Genomic DNA, 20162 nt, shown 5'->3' on the forward strand with positions numbered 1-20162 from the left:
TGTATGACGTACGTCTGCTTTTGGGAATTAGGAGTTGAGATTTGTATGACCGATTTTGCGCGCTAAGCGGTCCGGCGGTTAGCGCCCCTCTTTGAAGAGGTTCTATAGATTCAGACCTCGATATGCTGTGCCAAATCCAAAGTATCCTCTATGTCCACACCAAGATATCTGACCGTATTCTCAATCTTGGTATGTCCGAGGGGGATTTGGATTGCGCGAAGGTTGCCTGTCGCCTTATAGATCATAGCTGCCTTCGTTCGCCGGAGCGAGTGTGTGCCATACTCTTCACGTCGCAAACCAATCACAGTCATTCATTCATCCACCAACCTGGCATATTGGCGAGTGATAAGATGATCGGTGTGATCAATCCTGCTGGGAAAAGCGAAGTCATCAACAGTGCCACCTCTTCGTTCAAGCCGCGCAAGTAAGCTCACCCTGAGATCTGACGTGATTTCAAATTCAACTGGACGTCCAGCTTTTTTGCCGGGTGACCGTAGCGCGCGTCCGAATTTCTTGGCCACTGACCAATGTTCCAATCTAGATCTTAACCAGATCGCAGCCTCTTAGCTTGCTGTCGATCGCAAGATCGAACAGAGCCCGATCTCGCATGCGCCCCTCTCTATCGAGAAAGAACCAAATTTCCCAAATCTGTCGTTGTTTCAGGGCTTTTTGATGCCGACCTTCTGTCCAGCGTTCCACGCCGGACGACAAAGTGCAGCAGGATCATATTATGCAATACCCATCTGAGTTCTCCTACGGCCGCTATTGGCCATAAGAATAACGCACGAGCGCGAAAAAGTGGTGCGGCCGCTAGCGACCCAATGTCGGTCGTTCACTCCCCGGCACCAAAATGACTGCTTCGAGATTCCGTTCATTGCTTACCCGAAGATGTTCTCCTAAGGTTCCATACGAATCTGTCAGAGAGAGCCCGTCATGTCGAAAGCCAGCTCGCGGGGCGAGCCCGCCGATCACATTTCCATGGCGGTCAGCGTCATCATCCTGACCGTGCTTGCGCTTTCTTTAGGCGATGCGCTGATTAAAATAACAAGCAGCAGCTTTGTGATCTGGCAGATTTTCGTGATCCGTTCGCTGCTCGCGATCCCAGTCCTGCTTCTGGTCCTCGTTGCCACATCGCCTGAAAGGCTTCAGTTCCCGGATGTTCTCGGTTGGGTGGTACTGCGTAGCCTGATGCTGGTTGGAATGTGGATCTGCTACTATCTTGCGCTTCCGAAGCTGACACTTTCGGTCGCAGCAGCAGCCTACTACACGCTTCCCATCTTCATAACAATGTTCTCAGCCATTTTTATTGGCGATCGAATTTCCCGGCTTGGCTGGATTGCCGTGTTTGCGGGGTTTCTGGGTGTCGTGCTGATCCTTCGGGCCAGTGCGGGGGATTTCAACGCATATACAATCCTCCCGCTTGTGGCTGCCATGCTTTACGCCGGAGCCATGATCCTGACGCGTACCAGATGTCGGAAACAACATCCTATTGTCCTGGCGCTGGCGCTGAATATTTGCTTTGTTATAGTCGGCGCACTAGCCGCCGGGGTGGTCAATCTACTGCCAGATGCCGCGCGGCATGGCTTTTTGTTGGCACCGTGGGCTGCGATGGGGCAGGCCGAGTGATTTCGATGGGACTACTGACAGCAGCTCTACTGATCGGCAGCATCGGGGCAGCTGTCGCCTATCAGAATGGACCGCCATCCGTGATCGGAACTTTCGATTTTGCGTATGTGGGGTTCGCCGTAATCTGGGGAATGATTTTCTTTGCCGAGGTGCCAGATGTGACCTCGACGCTCGGTATAACCCTTATCGTGGGAGCCGGCATTCTGTCTTTGAGGCAATGACCGCTTCGCCAGCAAAACAGTCAGTCAGCACGTGGCCGATCACATTTGTTACGACGCTGACTGCGTTTTTGAATCCCGGCGACGTTTCTCCGCTTGCATCTTCTTCTCCTTTGCGCATAACGTCAGTGTTGAGGCAGAACGCATCTGCCTTGGAGCGTCGAAACTCCTGAGTCCGGTTGTTGCTGGCCGTTACAGCATCACACTCTTTGACCTTATGGTCGGGGATCCTGTGGCGTATGCAACAGGCCTCCGGCTAAAGGCCACAGGGCCGTGACTCACGGTTTCGACCTCCCCGATCACCAAGGGGTCAATGAGCATATGAAGCGGGGGCGTCCCGCGGATGCTCCTGGAAACCGGCAGCGAAACAAGCCTTTCGGCATTTTTCCAAGCTCTGGTTTTCTGCCCCTTTTGCAAGCGCGAGGGGCAGTCATGAATACAAGCATGCATTTTAAGAAAGATCACCTCGTTTTGGTGTGCATCAACCTCGCTGCTTTCATCGTGCGTAATCGGTTTCGGACTGGTTCTTTACCGATGGCATGTCTTGCCGCGCTCAAGTCATTCATCACTGCGTATAAAGCCGACGCTGCTGCGGTTCTAGCGGAAATCAGTCTCTGCAATTGCACCGAGGTTGGCTTCTCATGAGACATCAGCGTGTTGGTGAGATTGGCTGTTATCTGAAACTATCGCTGCTGCGGGCCTTGTCTGATGGCCATCGCCTTGGCATCGCCTGGTATTTGGTGCCTGACAGTGGGCGACCAAGTGCTGGCCTGCAGACCGGGTATCTCGACTTACCCTATCGGTGGCGACAGCTAGATCCAGAAGTTTTTGATGCATTGCATTCACTCGTGCGTTCCGACCGGCGTTCCGTGCCTGCATTGCAACGATCAGGGGTTATCAATGCCATTCACTCATCTCGGCCTCTTGAATATGAACGCATGCACTGGACGCAACGCGTTAGTTATCGCCGAGCATGGTTTGAAGGCGTCCTTGTCGACTTACGTGACTGCAATCTGATCTTTGCGGATCCGGAAATGGGTTTGATCGAAAATGGCAAGCCGATGCGTGCCGATCATGCCCTTCGCATAACTTTGGAAGAAGCAAAAGCGCTAGCTAAAGGCCGAACCGCTATCATTTATCATCGAAATTCATTGCGAGCAGGCGGCCACGATGAGGAAGTTCAACACTGGCTCGACCAGTTTGGTCCGAACGCATTCGCTATTCGCGCGAATGCCTATAGTGCGCGAACATTTTTCATCATCAACCCAACGCCAGCAATCAAGCGCCGAGCTATGCGCTTTTACGCGCGGTGGCAGGATCTCAGCGTTAATCTGCAAGGTGCACCACCTATGATGCTGACTGCCTGAGGCAGCAGTTAGCAGTTGTCATAACCGCCGCTGACAGCTCGCCTCCCTCCACTTCGCTCCATGCCTTTTAATCAGCTCTCGGAAAGTCCGATTGCCTGGATGGTTTGGTGCGTCTGCAAAACCGTTGATCCATTCGCCCTCCTTCACAATCATGCCCATGAGGTTACAATGACCGTAAAAACATTCGCCACCCGCATCCTGGTCGTGCTGACCATGCTTTTAAGCGGCGCTGTTGCCCCCAGCTTTGCGCAACACTTAGATAATGTAAGGGGCGTGTTGAAAGAAGGTTTTGAACGGCAATCTCTGCCTCATAAAACCGATTGGGGATCAATCAACAGCGTTGTCCTACCGGAAAGACGCAATATAATGGACTTGGGACTACCGGGCGATCGGCCCAGTCGAGCCAACAAGAGGTTGCCTGTTAGGGTGGATCCGCTCGACCCGTTCGGTTTTAAAAATTACCTGATGAGTAAGAGTGACACGCAAGCCTGCCGGTTTTTGGTGGAGATGGACATATTCTCCTCCTGCCCGCCGCTTGAGATCATCCTTGTTAATCCACAAAACATCACGGAATTCATCACAATCTCCAAAGAGGTGAAAGCCGGATATCTTTCCAAATCCTTTGTCGAGAAGACGCTGCTGCCTGAACTCATCAAAAATCGACAGGAAATAATTGGCGACGAAACCATCGATGGAATGATCACCAAAATTGCGTTGATTGAACCGCCAGCTTTTACAACCGAGCATGCCAATCCGCGCATTTCTTTCAAAACACAGATGGTCATTGATAATGGCAGTGCGGTGCTGCGCTATTTTGAGCAAAATGTCTATGTGCTCACTCGCCATGGCTATATCGGGATCAACATTATCAATACCAAGTTTTTGGACAAGAAGCAGATCGATGAAATCATTGATCGCATCGTTGGGGTAGATGCGCCCAATCGTTACGAAGACACATCCATGTTCGATTTCAACGGCGCCGATATTAAAGCGGAAGACTTTGTGATTTTCGAATAACCGGGGCCCGGTGGCACCACGCGCATATGGCGAGCCCCTCCCCCACGTTCTTTTGATCGTCGACGGCTGGTTACAGCATACTCCAAGGCCGTGCGGCTGCGCTCTCAACAAAAACGGCAAATCAGTCAGCGGTCCCGCGCAGCCGTAGGCCGATCTGCACTCAAAAACTTTCACTCATCCTAATTCACAATGACTAGAGGAGTTCATCGGTATGATTATCACCGAAGACATTAAAATAGGCAGCGGAATCTATCACTTCATGGCAATCACGGGAACCATTGTTGCCACCGATCAGCGCAGCGATACGCATATCAGCGGTCATACCAACGTCAGTGTCAACGATGGTCGTGGCAGCGGATCGCATTCGATCTCATCCGAAGTCAAGGTAGTGCGTGATGTCTGGTTTAAACAAGAAAATGGTCAGGAACATCATGTTCGCATGAACCGTGACATGCCGATGCGTCCAGGACATCAGGTGGCACTGATTGCGGTTGGTGGTCCGCGTATCAAAGGGAAAAATGATATCGATCTGATGTTTTACAATAAAGACACCGATACCAGATCAATACTGAGTGGCTATCCAATCCACAAACCGGTCAACGTCCTTTATTGGTTCGCCTGCTTTGTGCCAATCGCAATCGCCATTTTAATCGCATGGGCCGTCTACGTCGGCACGCCGATCAATAAATTCGGGCTGTTCGTGACGGTCATCGGCGGCGGCTTTATCAACAATCGGTTATGCAATTACATCCGCGACAGGCGATTTGAAGCGCTGTTGAAAGCCAGTGATGAATTCATCGCAAGTGTACGCACACGCATGGATGAAACCAGACAAGGCCAACTCCAGCAGAAGTGAGAGTGGCTTCATCGGCAATTGCTGCTGCGTCGACATTCCATCAATCTGCCGTAGCCAATATTTTGACATCATAAATACCATATCAGTCCACACGACAGCTCGATGGAGACGCACTCAAGTAGGGCTATACCGCCCCGGCGTGATATGAAGAACTTCGGAGCTCTTCAAACGAAGACGCTTGTTGTTCGGCGGCTTTAGTCTAATGCCGAAGATCCCATATTTAGCCTTCCATTGTTTGCAAATGGCCTTCTCTTTTGCGGATCACTGGCTATATTGATGATGGATCCTAGGCAACACCCGCCACCCGGTTGCCTAGCGTCTAAAAGCTCCGGTTCAGGCCCCCGCCTCCGGAGCTTTTTCTCATCGCAGATTTATATTTTCAGCATGATGGCTGTAATGAATCTGCAAACGATTTAAGGTATCTTCAGGGCTTGCTAGAGAACCACATGTTTCGAACATGAAGCTGCCGGTGTGGTAAAAGGATTATTCTGTAATTTCAGCTAAACAGAATTAACAAAGATTTTTGATGCGGGGGCAGCATGTATCATGGCTTTTGAGCACTTATTATCGACAAGCAGCATGCAGGGGATGTTGAATACCGTTTCGACAATTCTAAGAATGGCTTTTTGTGGTTGGAGCCACATCTTCATCAGCCCGCATTCCAGGCACATAGACTTGCCTTAAACATCAACGACGCGGTCAGAGCGATCACAATCCGCATTTCAACTCCAGGTGAAGCCACACCATTTTGCTTTAAAAGCTGAAACTAAACCTAATTGCGCGCCCTCAAAGCCGTCATCGCAAAACAAATGCCTCTAACTGAACCAAGGTTTTAAAGACCAGAACCAAAAGGAACATTGATGAGCATATCCATCCAAACGGGTTCAGCACACCTGATCTGCGATAGCATTTATGAAGGCAATGTTGAATATAGTATTGCGGTTGCGTCCGATGGACCCGATCTTAATATGCGCGGCAAGGTATGGGGGAGTAAATCAGCAATTGCTAAGGCAATAAATGGTACATCGGTTAGCCTTAACACATCCGGCCAAACTACAATCGAAATTAAAGTCGAAGAACTTGATCGTGATGGCTCGGCGTTGTTCACAGTGAACACGTAATAATGTAGGCTTAATTGCGTGCTTCGGAAACAAATCCAAGCCTTTCAAACAAAACGATAATCCTACTAGCTACCACAATATCTGATCAACGACGATCTTGCATCACGAAATGCTCTCGCCATCCGCCCGTCCGAATTGGCTTGGGCGCGGCGCGAAGGAAAAGCCGCTGACAGATCAAACTGACAGCGGCCAATCTACAGCGTGAAAGCAACAAGCCTAAGACCATTGTTTGCGACATTCCTTGGATTTGACTGGGCCAAGATGACACGATCACGCGTCCCGTCTGAGCACCTTATCGTAAAAGATGCTGCACGATTTAACGCTACCCGCGCTTTCTTACAAATTCGGTGCGCAGAACCAGGCCTTTGATCGCATCATGTTTGCAGTCTATTTCTTCAGGATTATCTGTAAGGCGAATGGACTTGATAAGCGTACCTTGTTTCAGCGTCTGCCCAGCCCCTTTGACTTTGAGATCTTTAATCAGGGTGACAGCGTCTCCATCCACGAGAACATTACCTGATGCATCCCGGACTTCCGCTTTCTTCGCAGCGTCTGCTGCAATTTCAGATGCAGGCCGCCAGTCACCAGTTACTTCGTCATAAATGTAATCATCATTCTGGTCGGTCATTTTCTTGCCCCGTAAGTGATAATTGAACTGACGAAGGAATAGGATGTCAGCGCAGTTCAGGCAAATCATATGGCGTGAATAAAGACTTAAAGTTTGATTTTGGGCTGATCTGAGCATTGAGAGATGACTGAGATATCCCGAAAAAAATAGAAAAAGAGAATAGCGTATGATGGCCGAACGACATAACTGGTGTGGCAGATGAAAACATTGATTTGAAGTTTAAGATTATCGATCTGTGATCTCTTGATAGTTTGATTTCCCGAAAAAAGAAAAGGGTAACGCGCTTGAGAGATTATTAAAGCGCGCAGTCATTGAACGGTTTGAGTGGAAGATTTTATGGTTTCAGCTTTGCTGAGGCCGAGGCTTTTGCTTGACCAAAATTACAAGGAGTTAAGACATGCGAATAATTGGAATGTTTGATCAGCGGGGTAACAGCATCATTGGTCAAATGGAATTGATCGGACAGACGATTGATCTGGTGTTCTGGCCGCGTGAAAAGAAAAGTAAATTCAGCCCGGATTACGACATCTACAAAAAGAGCTTTGTCGTGGGTTCTGCATGGCGAAGGAAGACGCTCGATACAGAACGAAATTATCTCTCGGTTAAATTCGATGATCCGACCTTTACAGCACCCATCTATGCACGCCTTCTCGATAAGGATGCGGACGGCAAATATGCACTGGTCTGGCAACGTCCGAAAGCCAAGCCGGTTTAAAGCGCGCTTCGATCCGATACAGTCCGATAAACACTCTGCACTGTATTCTCAAAGCATCTCTTCCGAACCGCGTCTACACTTGGCGCGATGCGCTCTTATCTCTTCAGATTTTCCCTGACATCACCATTGTCATCCGCATGCGTGCGTCTGACGGTTCGTCGATAGCATTCATGCTCATCGGCAGCACTGAGGCAGAGGGTCAATAATTATGCCGCCTGAACGATCAGGCCGCAGCCCGTTCCGCCTCCCCTTCCAAAAAGACTAATCGCGCAATCCGCTTACTTACGTCGGGAGCATCACCGCTTCCAGCATGCCTTCGCGCGCGGTTTGTCAGCTCTCAACACATCATCAAACAACTCAAAAACAGAAAGAATGAAATTAATGACGCCTGCAAATACCAACATCCAGCTCACCATCTCTTTTGATGCTGGCAGTGAGCCCCAATCCGCAAACATGCACATTGAACTTGGGCAAGCCAGCATTTCGCTACCGCTCCCCGACGGGCTTCACTTTGAGGGTGAAAACCCATTGAGCATCAGCCTGTCGTTTCCCAACCATGTTATTCAAAACCAGGAACCACCCCATGCAGCTATTTCGTCAAAACCAGAAGTCACCGAAGAAACATCACGCGCAAAAGCCACAAAGAGCAAAGCAGACAAGACGCAACTGTTGCTGCCGTCTCCCGGTTCACCAAAAAAGTCATCAACATCACACTATCAAACACAATGGCCGATCGTCGGTGGTGACAATCTTCTTCTCGACACCGCGGAAATCCTGAACTCCAAGGCGTTTCAAGAGGCCTTTAAGCCAGGTATCAAGCGGGACATCTATATTGCTGGCTGCAGCGGTTTAAGTGAGCTGAAAAAACAACTCAGCATTCCAATCTTCAAGATCGGCGAATGTGGCGAAGGTCGCATTGCTGATCGTATCAGGCAGCAGAGCAAAGACCAGTACGGATCATATTACCAGATCAACGGCGATTGGCCTGTGCAAGACGAAGGCTATGATGATTATTCAGCGCTTCAGTTTTATCTGTCCGACGATTTGCATGCGATGAGCCCGGTTCAGCCATCAACGCGAGGGCTCACGGTAACCCTTCCCAAAGGAATGAGCCGGTACCAGTTCAGTCGCAGCTTTCAAAAGCGACTTGCCTCCTGCAGTTGGCTTGAATGGCGCAAGACTGACGATGCGCTTGCCCACTTTGATCGCAAAAACATCGATCAGGATATTATCGATCGCTATACGGATTATGGCGTTGGCGGAAAATCCGACATTGCACAGGCAACCGAGCTTTACTGCATTCGTAATCAGGACGTCAAAGATTGCAGACGCCTCACTGCGGTCATCGAAAATGTCATTCTCGAGCATTTGGGTTTGATCTGATTAAACCTAAAAGGGGCATGCGAATGCCCCTTTTTATCGACACTGAAGAAGTTTGTGTGATGTATACGAATAACGATTACGTTGCCGGTTACTTCCGAAGATAACGAGATCCTGTCACCGGTGACATCAATATTTCGGTTGGACTTTCTGAGCGACGCATGGGTGATCGTGCCGAAAACGTCGATTCGCCAAAGATTTAAGCCAAAAGGTCGAAATTAGCCTCATGAATCAGATCAAAATCAACGAGGCGTAAAATAAAAATATTTTTGCTGAATCAAGGCACCTAATGAAAAATTCAACTTACTAAAACCTGAAGAAGTTATATTATTGGAAATTATCTTCAGGTGACCTAATTAGAAAATTGCATTCATAATTTCGGCTTGTCAAGTAAAAAATACTATCCCGTCGAAGGTGTTATAGGCCACAACAGCCACATCGAATTGATTTTAATAAATATATTCTGTCATCATCGTTTACTCGAAATAAGAGGAAGAATGATGAATACAGAAAAATTTAAAGCACTCACACTAATCCACGCAAGAGAAGTATCTGTTAAAAAGGACACTTGGCTAACAAGATGGTTCCGATTGAAAGCATTTATTCCCAAACGTATATTAAAACAGAAGACTATTATTTGCATCCTTGTTGAAAAGATCTTTGAAACCACGCACCAAAAAGGTCGTCGTAATCAACATACGGATCTGGCGCGGCTTGAGTTCTTTATGGCGTATTATGTACACGCATGGATTTACGCACTGGTTAGTACTGGATGCAGCCTCACACACGCACAAGATCGCGTGACTTTTTATCTTACATCAACAGATGCGCACCCAAACGATTTAGTGTTTCCCAATGATCTGAAACTAAATAATTTAGAAAAGTTAATTCAGAGGCATTGGAGGAGCTATCTACCGCACTTTCAATCTGGAAAGGAATTGAATGATTTCTGTAGTGCGCAGGCTACGGGCTTTAAATCGCCCCGAAACTCACTAAGCGAATTGCTGCAATGGGAATACACATATATCGGCATTATAAACTTGCTGATCCGTACATATCAGCATGCATCGGTCCGCTCTTCTTCTACGCGCAACAGTTTGCGAGAATGCGTACGTCATCCCGATAGCGCATTTGCAAGGGGCGAAAGCCATTCTCAGGCAGAACGTGAAGTTTTAGGAAGCTCTTTGGAGCAGGAAAAGCTGGGCCAGACTTTCCATGAAAAAATCGAAGCGTCATTTTATGGCACTTTTAACGTTGGTATGTGGCGCGACGAAGATCACGCCTTTAAGTACATGTACGAAATCGCGGCTCATATTGGCTTTGCCCATCATAATATCTGCCCACCCGCACTATCTGATAATGCACATGACATCATCAATTTGTGGTGCGATGAAATTGAAGAAAATGGTAAAGAGGTACTACAATCCAAAGATATTTATACTCGCGCAATCGCTTGGCTGCTTCACAAGGACGTAGAAATTCACGCCCTCGCCGATCCGGCACACCAACGTCCAGAGGTGAATCTGATGGAACGCTTTAGTCAAGCAGCCTGCACTCACGCGTTCGCCTGATCAAATCAAACACAAGACAGCTTTTGGAATGAAAGGCTGTCTTGTGGCTATTTGAAAATATACTCTTTTTGGGGGACGTTTTGGAAAGCACATCGCCGAGCATTTCGATCTCCCTCATCTGACGACCGAGCATACGCTTCATCTCGCGGATGCGATCCTCAAGATTTTAACTACTGAATTCCCGATAACCAACTCGTTAGAATTCATGGCCGCGGCATCTCCCGCGCTTGAAAGCCTACACCTACAGGAAAGCGAACCATGCACAACGCCATCGCAGCAGGCAACGAGGAAGTCGTTTTGCCTTGCTAAAAACTCTGCGTAATGACTGTTCTGTTATCAATTGTCTGGGGCGTACAGCACTCGTTATCAATACTACGTGTCAGTGCTCGTTAATCATAAGCCAACCTCAATCCTGAAGTTGACCTCTTTTCTGCTTATCCCGACTGATTTATCCAAATGAGGCGCAGTCGATTGTATAAATATTCGCATAATCCCTTCCAGCAAAAATGTTGCGCAGGAAAAATAGCCAGAATGCGCGACTGCGCAATGACTGCCTATCCTCATCGCGCTCATCACAGGTAGCTCCTTGCGCCCACACTCATCCGCGTTGGCATCATCTTTATGGATGAGCTGACGGCTCGAAAGGCTTGCGCCATACAGCACAAATGAGGCTAAAGATGACCAACCACATTATCTACCCTCATTGAGGCCCTACTTAATCCGGTTGAAATAGCCATCCCGAAGCCCGCGTCATTTCCACGACGAGACTTGTAACCATCAGCGAGCAAATTGTTTCAACTCTGAATTTGCGCCGATCAATCAGTTATCTTGGTAGTCCCAAAATTAATTTCACGTCTTTTTCGGCGTAACTGCCGCGATTCCAATTAGTGTCCAACTCTTTCAATCGGATCTGGTTCACTTGATGGGCTCCACTAACAGGAGCGCCATATGCAGACCAAAATTAATAAATCCCGTCGCACCAACAACACACAACGAACGCTTAAACGGATGAAGAAGCAGCCGCGCATTCACTTAACGGTGGAACGCGATTGCGCAACTCATACTCATCTGATCGACAGAGCAACTTTGCACCTCACCGAGCTGATCGCTCAGCAAATCGCGCGTGATGTTTTTCGCGACAATTCTCCAAAAGACGACACCAAAAACCCAAGTCAAAAAGGAATATAAGTCATGAACCGCTTTGAAAATACCACATCTCTCTCACCAATAGCGAACAACGCAAACGCCACAAAACGTGTTGCAATTTACGGCCGCTATTCAAGCTCACTTCAGAACAAGGCATCGATTGATGATCAGTTTCGCCTCATCAGAGAATACGCCGAAAAGCAACCTGACTGGGTCATTGTCAGGGAATACGAGGATGCAGCCCTTTCAGGTTCAAGCTTTGTGACAAGACCTGGAATCAGGCAGCTCATGGCTGATGCTCAACGAGGGGAGTTTGATATCATTGTTGCAGAATCCCTTGATCGCTTTACGCGTGACCAAGCTGACGTGGCGACCCTTCATAAGCGCATGCGGTATATGGGTATTCAAATCTTTACCCTGTCTGAAAAAGAAATATCGGAAATACACATTGGCCTGCAAGGCACAATGAATGCACTTTATCTCAAAGAGCTTTCTGACAAAACACGGCGTGGTTTGCGAGGTTGCATAGAGGCAGGTCGTTCTGCTGGAGGGCGATGCTATGGCTATCAAGCCGTGGAGAAATTGCACTCCGATGGAAGCCCAATTCGTGGACTGCTAGAGATCCACCCAATAGAAGCCGTTGTCGTTCGTCGCATATTTACAGAATTTGCCGAGGGCCGCTCTCCGCGGGCGATTGCTCGCAGGCTGAATACGCACAATATCGCAGGCCCGCATGGCAGGCCATGGAACGACACAACCATAAGAGGCCATAAAAAGCGGGGAACAGGTATTCTCAATAATGAACTATATATAGGAAGACGAATTTGGAACCGTCTACGCTACCAAAAAGATTTGGACACAGGAAGACGGGTGTCCAGGCTCAATCCTCGCGAGAACTGGGTCATCAGAAATGAACCTAACCTTCGTATTGTAGAAAATACGTTGTGGCATGCAGCTCAACAGCGTCACGACGAAATTTCGACAGCGCATGTTCATATAACGGCAGCAGTCCAGTCCTACCACTCATACAATCGGCTTTCTGGTATGCGGCGACCAGTGTCTTTGTTATCTGGAAGAGTATTTTGCGCTCAATGTGGCGGCCATTATTCACTGCGCAGTTCCAAACGCTTTGTCTGTTCGAACCACATTGGAAAAGGCTCCTGCGATAATGGCAGAACGATCCAGCGCGATGCCTTAGAGAGCATGGTTTTATCCGGCATGAAAAACCATCTGGCAGATGCAGCAATGATCAGCATTGCACAGCGCGCTTTTTCTTCCGCTCAACGTCAGTTTGAGGAGGATGCGGTGAGCGGCAATACGGGTCTGAAACCACAACTCGTGCAAACACAAAAAGAGATTGCAGCGCTGTTAAATGCCATCAAAGCAGGCATGTTTCACGAGAGCATGAAGGCAGAACTCGACCGGCTTGAATGTGCCAAAGCAAATCTGGAAAGGCGGCTTTCGGCATCACCAAACCACAGACGCTCTGTGTCAATAGACCTCGATAAATCGTTTCATGACAAGCTCAACGATTTGACGCGATGCCTTAACCAACGAGAAGATATTCACGTGGCCGGCGAGATCATAAGATCGCTTATCGACAAGATTGTCATTCACCCCCATGCCTTACGAGGACACATGGAAATCCGTGTAACAGGTTCGATAGCAGCAATCTTCAAAAAGACCGAAAGCCCGGACGATACAATCTAAAAAGATCGCAGGTGTTATCTGTCTAGAACAATTCCTGTCATTAGAATTACCGATCCGATTATTCGGGTCGGCAATTTTCTAGGTATGGCATTCTATGGTCAGCGTACTGCGTTATGCAGCAAGTATAAACTGACATAACGACCTTTATGCGCCCGATAGGGCGGACGGCGCTTTAATGGTAGGCAATGCCAGAGTTCTTCTTTTCAAACATGAATTCATTCGCTGATACCGTTGGGAGCATGCGCGCCGCCTCGTTGAAATACCGCAATTCTCCCCAAAGCTTTTTGTCACCAACCATATAAAAACGCCGTTTGGCTCGGGTCATTGCAACGTTGAGAATGTTGGGTTTGGATGCGGCCCAGCGTGCTGCACCTGCATGATCAAAGTCTGCACCCAGAACCATCACTACGGTGTCTTCTTCTTTTCCCTGAAAGGTATGAACAGTGCCAACATGGGTCTTAAGCCACACCTGTAATCCCTGCGGCCTGCCGACATGCTGACGCTGCCATGTTTCTGCACTCGCAAGCACTCGCACAATTGCTGACTTAATTTCCTTGAAGGGCGAGATCAGGTATAAGTGAGGTAACCTACCATCGCCCTTATAGCAGTTGATGACCATATGGGCTGCAAACTGCACCTGCTCAGCAACGGTTTGTTTGCCCGATACTTTTCCGCTCAGATTAATCCAACAGCTAGGTCTTGTTACAGGTGGCCTCTCTTGACCAGGATGAGGTTTTGGTAAAGCATGGACCATCTTGCCGTTGTAAGCGACGTTGTTTGCGATAGAGAACATAGGGTCGAGGCAGCGTCGGTGAACGCGCAATGGGCTTCCAACCCAAATATCCTTATTATCGGTTTGTAGAACCTCGCCATAAATATTCGCAGCGTCTGAAAGCGCCTGAACAGATGTTTTTCCAGGAGAATAAAAACCGTCCTGTGTTTGATCAGACAGATCACACAACGCTTTGATAAGTGGCTGAGCAAGAGTAAGAACAGGTTCAATCTGCAAAGGGTCGCCGATAACGAGAGCACGCTTCGCACGCAACATCGCCCCGACGGCTGCTTGCGGGACAGCCTGGCCTGCTTCATCGATTAATACCCAGCCGAGTGCGCCTGCCCCTAATCCGCGAAACTGGCGGGAAAATGAAGCAAATGTTGTCGAAACAACGGGCACCATCATGAAAAAATTCTGCCAGAGCGCCTGATGGTGACTGACATCCTCGGGCTGCTTGCCACCAATCAACGCGCTAACTGCCCGCATCGTTTGATAGTATTTTAAGCTCTTGGGCTTCATGACTGCGGCCAACCACGCTTCGTGTAGCCTCATGGCAGCCTTAAACAGATCTGAGCGAAGTGTGTTAAACACCTCATCATGCCAAAGCCCACTTCGCTGGACATCCGCACGATCAATCTCCACTGAGGTTTGCAGTAAGCAGGCTTTGGGAAATGCCTTGGTGAATTCAGCAAGCCGCGTATCCCTTGAGTGCAGATCACCTTTCGCCGCTGTAAGCGCCGTCTCAAAGTCTGCGCATTGCGTCTGAGCTTCCTTCTGCTTTTGATTGAGATCATCGCTAAGTTGAAGCCGCACGCGTGCAATCTCTTTGCGAAGGCTGATCTGCACGGTAGCGTTTTCCCGACTGTGCTGGTCATATTCGCGTTTTCGGCTACGCCGGAATAACGCCTGAAGAAAGGATGGACGCAGGCGATCAATCTGTGATTGCACCTCTTTGAGGTCTAAAAGCTCAGCTTCCATTCCTGTAAGCCGGGCTTCCATTTCCACAACATTCTTATCAGCACACCCCAAATCGCCCCGTGCGGACTGCACTTGTCCCTCGAGAACAACAATACACTTCTCCAGTCGTCTCTCGATCGCGTCCTGATAAAGCGTGGCAAAGGCCTGCAATTCTTCTTGCCTGTGCAAGGCCTGTTTTTCAATTGCCCAAAATATTGTTTGCGCTTCCCTGAACGCTTTGCGCGCCTCAGTCTCATCTTGCAGATTACGCCACTGCCACAGCGTGCGCGGCCGTTCTGTGCCTGACCATGTTGGAGAAACATCGTCAGACAGATTTTTCCCCAGAACACGTTCGCGGAAAATCTTACGATTGTGAGAATTCCCAAGAGTACATGCGATCAACCCCCAAGGCATGCACAGGGCATCGAGAGATTTAAAATGCGTCTTTCCCTTCTTATCAACCCATTCTGCTGCTAGTTTGTGAGCAACAGGTTGTAAATAGCGTAAACGCTCCCCTTCGGAGAGGACAATAGATTCTGCTTTTGGCAAATCGCGTGAAATATTCTCGACTGCAGTATTATTCGATGATGCGACAACCATCTCGTAGCCCAGGAGATCGGGATGGAGATTACCGATATCAAAATTTTCATCCCCGATGCTCACCTTCGTGCGTGAAACAAATGCTTCTTCCGCACTCTTGAACCCTGCGAGCACTCGTGCACGCCGCACAAGGTTTTCGGCGATGACATCACGCAAAAGAGTAGTTTTGCCGGTACCAGGCGGGCCATTGACAGAAAATACTCCGCTCTGCTGTAAGCGAGCGAATGCAGCATTGATCGAGAATTGCTGCATCAAGCTCATGGAACGGGAAGGATCGGTCGGCCAGCGTCCAAGATTAACGCGATTGGGCTGTAGCATTTCGATGATCTGCGACTTGCCAGCAACTGTGTCTACGTGAACCTTATCTTCCTCTCCTTGAGGAGTGAGATAATCGCGAAGCGTATCCGACAAATTGCCTGCCTCGGCTTGCTTCATGGCAAGTTCAAGATCGGTCAGATAAAAACTATTCAGAATTCCTATTTCAGGAAGCAGATTGATTTCATCAGTCTCTTGCTCGCAACTGGCATTATCATCTGATTTGCAAAAGCCGACCACACGCTCATCAGCGCGAACGTTATCACCCAGACCATCGGTTGACAGCGTCTCATTTGCTGATGCTTTAATTTCCTTAAAACTTGCACGAACCAGGCCAAGCGGAAGTTCCGGGGCTGGCCAATAATTGGCCCATTCACAAAAGACGTTCAATAAGGGCTCAATATCGGAGGCGATTAGCGGAACAACCTCATCGTCATTCCTAGCACCATACTGCGCACGTCTGCGCATTTCAAAATTGTAGAGATGTTCAGCAAGTCTGAGTTTATCACTCTCGAATTCTTGCCACGTCAGATGAGCGAGGTTGCCATCAATGGCGTTCCCGATTGCCCACGGCAGCGTGGAAACTTCCAGCGATTGCAGTTGCAGTTCGCCCGACGCGCCTAATTTAATTCGAGCAAAACATGTGTTAGCTGCGGCTGGTCCTGTCGTTAGCGACCAGTGATCATCTTTTCGTTCTTGCCGATCAAAGGCTTCAAACTCTGTCTCTTCGCCAAGTTGCTCAACGAGCTTCTGGACATCATCTTTATCGAAGGTTCCCAGATACAGATCACCGCCGGCGAAAGTCATGTTCTCAGGCCGCACTGCATCCGCTGGCGCGATAGGATTTTGACGGGATATATAAAAAGCTGTCTGGTTGTCACCAAGGTTCTCAGCAACACTGCTTAAATCAAAGGGGATGAAAAACTCTGTCTTATGCCAGCAATCGAGAATGTCTAAAAATCGGCGGTCGTCAGGCTTCATCATAAATACTGCTTATCAATTGATTAACTCACCAAAAAAGCTCTCGAATCTCGTAGCATATTCAAGCAGAAGTGCCACAGTCGAACAGAACTTTGTCAAAAAATCAGTTTGAAACGTCCTCCGCTTTGAAGTTTGCATGGCTTCTGCGAGCGGTTTAACTGGTCAAAGCCAAAAACCGTTTGACCATTTGTAGCCCTTAACGAAGGCTATCCAGCACTAGAATCTGGCTGGATAAGATCAGCGTTCTAATCAATTTAAAGCGTATCTTTTGCGAAAACCGTTTCACACTTTTCGGGATGCACTCTAAGATCAGACAAGCGCGCTCATTATCGCGCTCGTTTTTTGCGGTATAATTTCTCATCGACCTGCGCCATCATGTCTTTAAAACTCATTATCCGCTCACTTTTCGATATCCCGATCGAGACCGACAAACGTTGCTTTGCTTCGGGTAAGCGTTCGCTGAATATCTGAGCTGCCTCTTGATTGATCTTTGCCGTAATTTCATGTGTATGATTCATCGATGCCACATCAATGAATGCACAAAATTCATCTCCGCCGATGCGGCCGATCAGACTATCATCTGGCAAAACCTGCTGGAGCGCTTCTGCAACCGCCATAACTGCTTCATCACCGGAAAGGTGACCGTAGTGATCATTAATCGCTTTCAGGTAATCGACATCTGCAAGCAAAAACCAGCCTTTCACACCGATTTCTAACGCGCCTTCAAATTGCTTGATAAAGGCCCGCCGGTTGAGAAGTCCAGTGAGTGGGTCCGTACTGGCTGTTCTTGCAAGTTCATTGGCATGTTTGACCAAAGCGCGGTAGGTTCGCTCAAGTTTTTCCAGCCGGGTAAACCAGATCAAACCAATTGGAATAGCGATCAGAAACGGTAAGATCAGGCGGACAAGTATCGTTATTGTATCAGCTTGAGTATCGACGATGACACGAATACCCGTCGATAGAGAAATAGAAATAAACGCGGCGATCAGAGTAACTTTTGCCGTTTTTATCAACACATAATTCGATGGCAGTTTCACGAAAGCCCCCAATCGTAAACATCTTTATATGTAATAAATTACCCAAAAATGTGAAGTGAAGCCCGAGGATTGACCGCGCTTTTCACCGAAATGCCATAGAGATTCACCACAAAATTTCTGACAAACACTTCTAAAATTGCTCATTCGTCAGCGTCGGCTACATAAGCAACATTCTTAATCAAAGAAAGCTGCGGCGCAGATCAATGATGATTTCGGCGCCGAGGGACCAGGATTGTAACCATGGTGAACGCTATGCAATTGCTTGAGCACCACATTGACCGATCAACTGCTTTTCAAACACAATGATACTGGCCTTGGCTTTTGCGCTTTCCCAGTCATACTTCGTCAATCTCTTAATTTCAGTAAGGAGTCCCGATATGAAGCGTATCGCACTTTACGCCCGCTATTCCTCGGACAATCAGCGCGAGGTGTCAATTGCGGATCAATTCAGGATTTGCGAAGAACGCGCGCAGCGTGAAGGGTGGAATATTACGGCCTGCTATCAGGATGCGGCAATTTCCGGTTCAAGCATTGTTTTGCGCCCCGGAATTCAGGCATTGCTTGCGGCGGCGCATTCAGGAACTTTCGACATTGTGATGGCGGAAGCATTGGATCGCATCAGCCGCGATCAGGCTGACGTGGCAACCCTCTTCAAACAATTACAATTTCTTGGCATTAAAATATTCACACTCTCTGAAGGCGAGATTACCGAACTTCATGTTGGCCTCAAAGGCACAATGAACGCATTGATGCTCAAAGACCTCGCGCAAAAAACCCATCGGGGTCTGCGCGGACGCGTTGAACAGGGCAAATCAGGTGGTGGTCTTTGCTTTGGTTATCGTGCCATTCGACATTTAAATGAGGACGGCGTGGTATCTCGCGGAGACCGCGAGATTGTTGAAGCTGAAGCTAACATTATCCGCCGCATATTTACAGAATTCGCGAGCGGAATTGGTCCAAGAACAATTGCGCGCCAATTTAACGAAGAAGCAATTTCAGGCCCCGGTGGTAAGCTCTGGAACGACACCACCATCCGCGGCCATGTAAAGCGCGGTACTGGGATCATAAACAATGAACTCTATATCGGCCGTCTGATCTGGAACCGGCTCCGTTACATCAAAAACCCCTCGACCGGAAAGCGCGTCTCGCGGCTCAATCCAGCATCGGAATGGATCATCAAGGATGTACCGGAACTGCGCATTGTCGATGACGCACTCTGGCAAGCTGTGCGTGCAAGGCAAAATGAGATCGCGGAACAGTTCGCCAACGTCACCGAAGCGATCCGTGACCATCATAGCAAAAATCGCCTCAACAGAACCCGCAGACCAAAGTCACTTCTATCCGGCCTTGTCACTTGCGGCCTATGCCAGGGCCCCTGTTCTCTTCGCGGCGCTGATCGTTTTGTTTGCTCAAATCATATCAGCAAAGGCACGTGTGCAAACAGCCGAACGATTGCGCGCTCAGAACTTGAAGCACGCGTCCTTGCAGGTCTTAAACACCACATCATGACGCCAAATATCGTCGCTGACGCTATGCGCAGCGTTGTGGCAGACAACAATCGGCAGAACACACTACGGCGTCAGAATGCACATCTGTGGCAATCGGAGCTGGAAACAATCGGCAAGAAGGTTGCACAGATTGTCGAAGCGATCGCCGACGGCATGTATCATCCGTCGATGAAACAGAAGATGGACTTATTGGAAACGCGCAAGGCCGAGCTAACCGCCCTCCTCGCAAATCTACCAGATGACAGACCTGACATTCTTCCTAGCGCTTCCGCGATCTATGCAAAGCAAGTCGCAGCACTAACAAAAGCGCTGAACAATCCCGAAGAACGACAGGCTGCCTCGCAGCACCTGCGCCAGTTAATTGAAAGGATTGTACTCATGCCCGGTCCAAAACGTGGCCAGGTCGATGCGACATTGCACGGTGAATTGGGCACTATTCTCAATTGGATCGAGCGTCAAGGCATTGGAAAGTCTACAAAAACAACAAAACCCGCAGCGGATGCTACGGGTTTGTCGTTATCAGTGGTTGCGGGGGCAGGATTTGAACCTGCGGCCTTCAGGTTATGAGCCTGACGAGCTACCGGGCTGCTCCACCCCGCGCTATTTTTTGAACTATTCGGGTCATGATATTATT

The 20162-nt window shown here is 48.7% G+C and carries 15 protein-coding genes, 1 tRNA gene and 1 pseudogene; 12 read left to right on the plus strand and 5 right to left on the minus strand.

The window, feature by feature from the left end; translation table 11 throughout:
• Positions 1-110: 110 nt before the first annotated feature.
• Positions 111-674 (minus strand): annotated as a pseudogene (locus tag ABE530_RS17455) (tyrosine-type recombinase/integrase).
• Positions 675-933: 259 nt separating this feature from the next.
• Between ABE530_RS17455 and ABE530_RS17460 the strand changes: the two are divergent.
• The 6 genes from ABE530_RS17460 to ABE530_RS17485 all read left to right on the plus strand — a co-directional run bounded on the left by ABE530_RS17460 (position 934) and on the right by ABE530_RS17485 (position 6205).
• The gene (locus ABE530_RS17460) at positions 934-1626 is read left to right on the plus strand and encodes a DMT family transporter (RefSeq protein WP_499695377.1); all 693 of its coding nucleotides are present in this window, start codon (positions 934-936) and stop codon (positions 1624-1626) included.
• Positions 1627-1631: 5 nt separating this feature from the next.
• Positions 1632-1847 carry a hypothetical protein gene (locus ABE530_RS17465; RefSeq protein WP_499695378.1) on the plus strand — a complete coding sequence of 72 codons (216 nt, stop codon included), beginning with the start codon at positions 1632-1634 and terminating at the stop codon, positions 1845-1847.
• Between the two features lie 638 nt (positions 1848-2485).
• Positions 2486-3211, plus strand: a complete 726-nt coding sequence (locus ABE530_RS17470) for a hypothetical protein (protein WP_499695379.1) — start codon at positions 2486-2488, stop codon at positions 3209-3211.
• 168 nt (positions 3212-3379) lie between these two features.
• Positions 3380-4228, plus strand: a complete 849-nt coding sequence (locus tag ABE530_RS17475) for a hypothetical protein (protein WP_499695380.1) — start codon at positions 3380-3382, stop codon at positions 4226-4228.
• A gap of 211 nt (positions 4229-4439) precedes the next feature.
• Positions 4440-5084 carry a hypothetical protein gene (locus ABE530_RS17480; protein ID WP_499695381.1) on the plus strand — a complete coding sequence of 215 codons (645 nt, stop codon included), beginning with the start codon at positions 4440-4442 and terminating at the stop codon, positions 5082-5084.
• 860 nt (positions 5085-5944) lie between these two features.
• A complete protein-coding gene (locus tag ABE530_RS17485) occupies positions 5945-6205 on the plus strand; it encodes a hypothetical protein (protein WP_499695382.1) in 261 nt (86 codons plus the stop codon).
• Between the two features lie 322 nt (positions 6206-6527).
• On the opposite strand, the gene ABE530_RS17490 is transcribed toward ABE530_RS17485, so the two are convergent.
• The gene (locus ABE530_RS17490) at positions 6528-6833 is read right to left on the minus strand and encodes an alkylphosphonate utilization protein (RefSeq protein WP_499695383.1); all 306 of its coding nucleotides are present in this window, start codon (positions 6831-6833) and stop codon (positions 6528-6530) included.
• A gap of 397 nt (positions 6834-7230) precedes the next feature.
• Here ABE530_RS17490 and ABE530_RS17495 point away from each other — a divergent pair, with 397 nt between their 5' ends.
• From ABE530_RS17495 to ABE530_RS17515, 5 genes are all read left to right on the plus strand, one after another.
• Positions 7231-7548: a DUF736 domain-containing protein gene (locus tag ABE530_RS17495; RefSeq protein ID WP_499695384.1), complete on the plus strand. Its 318-nt coding sequence runs from the start codon at positions 7231-7233 to the stop codon at positions 7546-7548.
• 327 nt (positions 7549-7875) lie between these two features.
• Positions 7876-8931: a hypothetical protein gene (locus tag ABE530_RS17500; RefSeq protein ID WP_499695385.1), complete on the plus strand. Its 1056-nt coding sequence runs from the start codon at positions 7876-7878 to the stop codon at positions 8929-8931.
• Positions 8932-9425: 494 nt separating this feature from the next.
• Positions 9426-10499, plus strand: a complete 1074-nt coding sequence (locus tag ABE530_RS17505) for a hypothetical protein (RefSeq protein WP_499695386.1) — start codon at positions 9426-9428, stop codon at positions 10497-10499.
• A gap of 948 nt (positions 10500-11447) precedes the next feature.
• A complete protein-coding gene (locus ABE530_RS17510; RefSeq protein WP_499695387.1) occupies positions 11448-11687 on the plus strand; it encodes a hypothetical protein in 240 nt (79 codons plus the stop codon).
• A 3-nt stretch (positions 11688-11690) separates the two neighbouring features.
• Complete coding sequence (locus ABE530_RS17515; protein WP_499695388.1) at positions 11691-13355, plus strand: recombinase family protein; 1665 nt, start codon at positions 11691-11693, stop codon at positions 13353-13355.
• Between the two features lie 172 nt (positions 13356-13527).
• Here the strand turns inward: ABE530_RS17515 and ABE530_RS17520 are convergent, their stop codons facing one another.
• A complete protein-coding gene (locus ABE530_RS17520; RefSeq protein WP_499695389.1) occupies positions 13528-16986 on the minus strand; it encodes a DEAD/DEAH box helicase in 3459 nt (1152 codons plus the stop codon).
• 323 nt (positions 16987-17309) lie between these two features.
• Positions 17310-18020: a GGDEF domain-containing protein gene (locus ABE530_RS17525; RefSeq protein ID WP_499695390.1), complete on the minus strand. Its 711-nt coding sequence runs from the start codon at positions 18018-18020 to the stop codon at positions 17310-17312.
• 377 nt (positions 18021-18397) lie between these two features.
• On the opposite strand from ABE530_RS17525, the gene ABE530_RS17530 reads away from it, so the two are divergent.
• Positions 18398-20095, plus strand: coding sequence for a recombinase family protein (locus ABE530_RS17530; protein ID WP_499695392.1), 1698 nt, complete (start codon positions 18398-18400; stop codon positions 20093-20095).
• Here ABE530_RS17530 and ABE530_RS17535 read toward each other — a convergent pair.
• Positions 20052-20128: transfer RNA gene (locus ABE530_RS17535), tRNA-Met, on the minus strand. The two genes, ABE530_RS17530 and ABE530_RS17535, sit on opposite strands and share 44 nt — an antisense overlap.
• Positions 20129-20162 lie beyond the last annotated feature (34 nt).

Origin of the sequence: Brucella sp. TWI559 (genome assembly GCF_039674265.1) — a bacterium.
In the GTDB taxonomy this organism is placed as follows: domain Bacteria; phylum Pseudomonadota; class Alphaproteobacteria; order Rhizobiales; family Rhizobiaceae; genus Brucella; species Brucella chromiisoli.